The sequence below is a fragment of the Legionella saoudiensis genome (assembly GCF_001465875.1).
Lineage (GTDB): Bacteria > Pseudomonadota > Gammaproteobacteria > Legionellales > Legionellaceae > Legionella > Legionella saoudiensis.
Genome location: NZ_LN901322.1, coordinates 486,192 through 492,470, shown reverse-complemented (window position 1 = coordinate 492,470; position 6,279 = coordinate 486,192). Strand labels below are relative to the sequence as shown.

The window sequence follows — 6,279 nt, the reverse complement described above, 5'->3', positions numbered from 1 at the left end:
GCCGCCGAACGGAAATAATCCGTTTTTGCGCAGGCTTATTTTTGAACACATGATGCAAAAGCGCTTTGTATCGATTACCAGGTAAGCTTTGAGATTCAGTAATCGTTACATCGGTATGTCCTAGCTGATTATGATAGCAATAAAAACTCGAAAGACATCCTAATATTACATTGATTGTTGCAGGCTTGCGTGCGGAACGATCCTCGGTAATGTCAATTACCATAGCTTCTTGCTCACTTAGCTCACGCAGCCAACCAACAAAGGCTGCTAAACCTGATAACTTGATTTGTGTCCAATCAAGCTGCTTAGCATCTAAAAACTCCCAGTAAAGCTTTAAATGATACGCATAGCTTTTCACTGTAAATGGAGATTTATCTACATTATTTAAGTAACGAATAAATTCGGTGATTGGTTTGATAGGCAAATGATTATTATCTAATACCAGCCATGAATAATCATAAGCACTTAATTTAATTCTTTGAACTTTCATTGGGTATTGCTCCAACGTAGCGGCCAAATATATATCATATTTATTACGTTGTACACGTTGTTTACGGTTTTAACCTACGGTCTGATTATCACAGTAATCAGACTTAATTTAAGTATCTCCTCCGTCCTTGTACTCTCCTCCCTTAGATTTGCGCAAATAAATGAAAACTTATCTGATGATTCTTACAGCCTGAATGCTTTATAAAATTTTGTTCATTTCACCACCAGAATTGATTGATTTTAATTGGAGAATCAAATTATTATTCGCTCTTTTTTTAAAAAAGAGTTTTTGTGAGTGTAGATATATATAGTCCCGGGTTTTTTTCAATGTCTCATAGCGCCAAAAGTTTGTTGCAAGATTCAATAGCAAGAACTTCTAATGGATATCAAGGATTATGGCAAAGACGAGTTATAAGTGGAATCGCTCATATTCTAATGGCGCGATTAGAATCTGTTGGAGCATTTGCGCTTGTTACCCTATCTACCATCCCTCTAATGATTGGCTCAATTATCTTCAGCCCTTGTTTTCTGGCCCTTCTTAGCATCTTAAATCTTGGTTCTCGAATCCCTGGAATTTCATTATTTCAACAAGTAAGAAATTTCACACAAGAAAGTAATCAAGCTATCTATAGAATTCTTAGATTTAATCTTATTTTTCTTCCTGTGACATTATTGTTTTTATCTGCAGCAGCGATTAATGTCATTCCAGGGATTTTAAGCGATCAAAATATATTTTTTAATGCAATCAATTGGCTAGTTGAATCCCTGGGTTTATTGCAAACAATTTGTGCCGTAGTACCTGGAGTTGGTCGTTATAAAGGAACAAAAACACAACTATCTCCACTTGCTGATGCAGAAGAATATCTTCGCGCCTTTTCTACTGACAATGATTTGAAGGAAGAAAAGTTCAGCTATATTACTTACCATACGACGGTTTATCGATAAGAGCATAAAAGTACGGCCAGTTAATAATGACATCTTCTTTTTTAACTTAAGGGTTAATCTTTGTTAGGATATCGGGGCGTGAACCTTTACAAATACTTAGCGAGAGCTCTAGACCTCGCGATCAAGTCGCGGGGCGTTAGAGAGGCTTTACATTTAACCTGACAATAAAGGGCTCCGTTGCAAATAAGTTTAAGGATTCAAAATCTGAGTTTCAGGCCTAGTTCAGCAATATAATCCAAATTTTTCATTAATAAATGAGATTTCAGTACGGTTACCATACATCCAGATATTAAACTGTCCTTTTTTAAACATACGCATGATTTCAAAGCCCCTGATGCTTGCATAGGCGGTTTTCATTGATTGAAATCCCCTGACTGGATTGATGAGGCGTTTGAGCTTACCATGATCAGCTTCGAGCCGATTATTGCGGTATTTTATCCTGTAGATGGCTGACGCCTGAGGCCAGACTTCCTTCCTGCTTTAGTTCTTTAATGGCCTGACCATAGGCTGGATTTTTGTCAGTATTGATGACACGAACATCACAGGTCGGATTAGACTTGATGAGCTTCTTCAAGAAGCGTTTGGCGGTCTATGCATTCCTGCGATGAGAAAGGTAAAAATCTATGGTATTGGCCCGTTCATCGATTGCACGATACGGGTATTTCCATTCACCTTTTATCTTGATATAGGTTTCATCCAGGTGCCAACGACTGGCGTAACGTTTCTTATGCCAGTCAAGACGCTTCTTTAACTCAGGGGCATAATGCTGAACCCAGCGATACAGGGTTGTATGGTCTATTTCAAGGCCACGCTCCGCCATCATTTCCTCAAGGTCACGATAGCTGATTCCATATTTACAATACCAGCGAACACATTGTAAGATTACTTCACCATGAAAGTGACGCCACTTAAAGGCTGCTGGTTTCGTTGAGCGCACCTGGAATCCCGTTTAATAGTTTTACCTGCAAGTATAAACTATCATTCGTTTTTGCAACGGAGCCGCTTTCCCTCCTTCGGCAACAGTCAATTTGAGGCAATTCGGACGTACACAGTAGGCTCTTTAGTTAATATTTACTTAACTATTTTCGTCTATACTTTAGACATCTAAAATTCCAAAACTATAGGTAACTTGATGCCGTGTACTGATGTAAAGCAAAAGAAGATTGATAACTTACAGATTGCAGCCCTTAAATTAATTAACTTAATTAATGGGTCATTAAATAATACGGATGGGGTGCCAGAAGGTCTTTTTAGAATTTCTGCATCAAAAAATTTACTTGAAGCAAAGTTGGCAGAAATCCAAAAGAATCAATTCGCTTTTAATAGTATGGATCAGCTTCAACGTGCTGACTTACTTAAAACAGTTTTGCGTGAATTACAAAAAGAAAAAGTACCTTTATTTAGTTCCACGCAATTTGACCAATTAAATAAAGCTAAAGGGGATCAAGCCTCATATGCTGAAGCAATTAAGCATGCATTGGATGACTGCGCAGAAATGAATAAGAAAATCGCATTCTGCTTATTTTCGTTATTAAATAATGCATCAAAGAAAGCAGAGGCAACAAAAATGCCTCCATCAAATTTAGCTTTAATGATTGCACCTAACGTATTTGAGCCCTCAGAAGATCCTATGAAAATGATGGCAAATCTTAATCCCCAGAAAGAGATTATTTCTGATTTGATTACCAGGGCTGCTGAAATTGCAAAAGTCAAAATGCATTTACAGAGCACTCATTATGAACATGAAGTACAGTCTGAAGCAGAAAATAGATTTCATGTACTTAGTGTCAGCGGAGAAAACTTAAAGGAACAATTTCAAGGTTTAAAAGGAGATTTATTAAAAAGTAAAATTCTTTTGAATTTTAAAGAAGAACTTGAACAAGCCACATCGGACAATATTGAGCAGATTGTAAAGAGTATAAAAAGTACCCAGGAATATAAAGTACTTGAAAAAAGCCAAGGTTTGGTAACTCTATTTTTTGGGCTCAAAACCTCGTCTGTAAAAGCTTTTGATGAGATGGTAGCTGAAAGGAAAAATGATCTTGAACTTGAAAAGAATTTTGGATTAAATTAAAAAAATCGAACTGATGAAAATAGGCGCAATAAGAGCATAACAGATTATATTCAATACGACTCATTGTTGTGCATTAATTTCTTTTTGAGCTGGTTCGCTTTGTGCCACAAGCAATGTGATAGCAACCAATGCATTATCATTAATTTTAGACTCAGCATTTAGCTTCATCCTCTAACAGAGCCAATTTTTGCGAAAGGTATAGCTCATTCCATAATACAATTGCATTCTGGATTAAGCGCTGGCAACCAACAACCATTTCTTGTTCCTCCTTGCTGCTGTATTGAATTTCCTGTTTGTTACCAAACAGAATGGCTTTTGAGAATTTAATTGAGCTTTGACGCTTTCTTTCTATAGACCTAGTCTATTTTCAATCTCAGCAGGTTCTGTGATATTAACTCTAGTTCCCGGCGGTAAGTCTTGATTGAATTGCGATTTTTCACGCGTTTCTCTGCCACAATAAATTGAGAATTTAATTAAATGGCTATCCGCTACAACTTTGCGAGCGGTAAGGCTTGAACCAGCCAAACCTAAATGACAATCTTCGTGTATAAGAGGTGCCATTTCAGCTGGTGCTTCAAAGTCCATCTTTAATGTATGTTCATGACCTTCCAATACAGAATAGCCATTATAAGTTACTTCCCCTAATGCTGATGGTTGCAACATCCACATACAATCATGTGCTAAATCCTTTTCTGCTAATATGCCTAGCGTTAATTTGTCCCCTGATTTGGCTCTCTTGATGGACGTATTGTCTACTAATTCTATTGTACTAGAGGCTTTAAAGGATGTGCCAAAAGTTTCAACAACCTGAAAAAGCACACAATTAAGTTGAATATACTCACCTGTTAATAGTGTATGCTCACCTTGGTTCTTACATTCAAGTAGAACTACTCCTCGATCAACATTATTTTGATAATCAAGTAGCTCAATATCACGATGAGCAAAACCAGAAAAAAAACAGAACAATTTATCATTGCTTCTTGGCATAAATCATAACCTTAAGAAATTTGCTGATATTCGCTGGGGTAATTATGTATTATTTAATTTGAACATAACAAAAATGCTACTCTATTGTTCAGAAATAATTCTCCTAACTAGTTTTATCAAGCAGCCATAAAAGAGTTATAGCGCATAATTTTTATAAATCTCTTGGATTTGAACAAATTGGGAAGAGTTTTATTGTTCCCATAGCGCCATTAGTTAAAGATGAAATATATGGTGCCCTAATGCGACAATAATTCATTGCCAGTTTGGGCTGGATATGCGGGCGCGACACGAGGTCGCTTGAAGAGTTGCTCCTTACTCTCAGAAGGATTTAGGAAGGAGCCACCTGTGCTACCAGGTGAACCTAGGGGCTTGAATAAAGAGCAGCCCTGACAATGTAACGAAGTGCATCTGCATGGGGTATTTATCGCAAGAAAGATACCTTTCTGGTAATCATAAACCGGGTAAGTGCTAGGTAGTGGGTATGGTGAACATATGTGAATCTACGTAACGATCGTCACTAGCAACAAGCGAAAATGATTGATACGCTTAAGACAAAAGGTATCAGGAATTGGAAGAGCGTCTCCGCCTTACATCTTCGTAGCCACTGAAGCGATTTCTTATTCATACTCTAAATATTTTACCCAGTCAGCAAAGGCCTCATCCTCAAATTGGTAAGTACCATAATCAACTTTGGTAATTAAATTCTTTTTCTCAAGCCTTCTCAATGAGTTCTGAATGGTAGTCTTATTTACATTTCCACCGACCCCCAGAGATTCACCCAGCTTTTTTATGGCATCTTGACTATATAAGTCCTTTATTTCAGCTGCAATCATTGACAGAACAACCATATCGGCAGGTAATAATGCACTCCACTGTTTCTGGAAATTTTTATCACTAAATACTTTATTTTTTGTATTTTCAATAGCTGATTGCGGGCCTTGCTCTGGATTACTTAAATAATACTCTATAAATCTCCGAAAAAATTCAGGCGTTCTTTTCAATTGCTCAAATGCATCAATTGCGTCATTATTAGCCAAGGGAAATTTAGAGATATTATTTATCTTTTCTACCATAGCATTCACAAAATCATCCCCCAAAAGTTCAAATGGCTCTAATGGGGCCCAATTGTAAAAGGGCTCTGAGGCAACACCAAACATGCGTCTGAGCGTCGCCTCAGAGCTCCCTGCAAATATTACTTTAATGCTTTCTTTTCGGACATCCAAAGCAGCTCTTAATGCATGAGCAAAATGCGAATTCTCTTCATAAGCTAAAACTTGGGCTTCATCGATAATTAATACCAATTTTATTTTTTTGCGATCATATGAATCCATTGCCTCCATTAACAATGTACCCGTTACCTTCTTAGGGTCCAGTATATCTGCTTCAACAAAACCTTCTCCAATACCAGATATTTTTCCAGAGGCTTTAATCTTTTTGAAATTTACTGCTTGATTTATTTTATCCCAAATTTTTGCAAATCCTTTAGGCTCTATCATTTTATAAAATTCTGATACTAATGCAGTTGCAGGATCTATTTCCAACTCCCATAAGTTTGTATATACAACTATATAGCCTGCTTTTTCTGCTGCAGGAATGAAGTCTTTTTTCAGAAACTCTGTTTTTCCCATTCGTCTTCTTGCAAATAAACCTCTAGCAGAGGTTAAGCCTAACTCAAACAAATCAAGATATTTTTTTGCTAATGCGGGTCTAGCATAATGCCAATTATTTTGAATCATTATTATCTCATTAAAAGGTAGTTTCAATTTTACTACCTATTATAGATT

Annotated in this window: 6 protein-coding genes and 1 pseudogene; 2 read left to right on the top strand and 5 right to left on the bottom strand. The window is 36.9% G+C overall.

Features of this window, described 5'->3' with window-relative positions:
* The coding region (locus tag BN3124_RS06480; RefSeq protein ID WP_196398904.1) for a site-specific integrase at window positions 1–490 on the bottom strand (490 nt) is incomplete at its 3' end.
* A 290-nt stretch (window positions 491–780) separates the two neighbouring features.
* Between BN3124_RS06480 and BN3124_RS06475 the strand changes: the two genes are divergently transcribed.
* Window positions 781–1,434: a hypothetical protein gene (locus BN3124_RS06475; protein WP_149865218.1), complete on the top strand. Its 654-nt coding sequence runs from the start codon at window positions 781–783 to the stop codon at window positions 1,432–1,434.
* A gap of 222 nt (window positions 1,435–1,656) precedes the next feature.
* Here the strand turns inward: BN3124_RS06475 and BN3124_RS16830 are convergent.
* Window positions 1,657–2,371: pseudogene (locus BN3124_RS16830) on the bottom strand (IS6 family transposase).
* Window positions 2,372–2,668: 297 nt separating this feature from the next.
* Here BN3124_RS16830 and BN3124_RS06465 point away from each other — a divergent pair.
* Window positions 2,669–3,508, top strand: a complete 840-nt coding sequence (locus BN3124_RS06465; RefSeq protein ID WP_196398903.1) for a RhoGAP domain-containing protein — start codon at window positions 2,669–2,671, stop codon at window positions 3,506–3,508.
* A 151-nt stretch (window positions 3,509–3,659) separates the two neighbouring features.
* On the opposite strand, the gene BN3124_RS17555 is transcribed toward BN3124_RS06465, so the two are convergent.
* The 3 genes from BN3124_RS17555 to BN3124_RS06455 form a co-directional block, all read right to left on the bottom strand.
* Window positions 3,660–3,794: a Tn3 family transposase gene (locus BN3124_RS17555; RefSeq protein WP_407927378.1), complete on the bottom strand. Its 135-nt coding sequence runs from the start codon at window positions 3,792–3,794 to the stop codon at window positions 3,660–3,662.
* A 62-nt stretch (window positions 3,795–3,856) separates the two neighbouring features.
* The gene (locus BN3124_RS06460) at window positions 3,857–4,495 is read right to left on the bottom strand and encodes a hypothetical protein (protein WP_058533970.1); all 639 of its coding nucleotides are present in this window, start codon (window positions 4,493–4,495) and stop codon (window positions 3,857–3,859) included.
* Between the two features lie 617 nt (window positions 4,496–5,112).
* A complete protein-coding gene (locus BN3124_RS06455) occupies window positions 5,113–6,231 on the bottom strand; it encodes an ATP-binding protein (protein ID WP_058533969.1) in 1,119 nt (372 codons plus the stop codon).
* Between the last annotated feature and the right edge of the window lie 48 nt (window positions 6,232–6,279).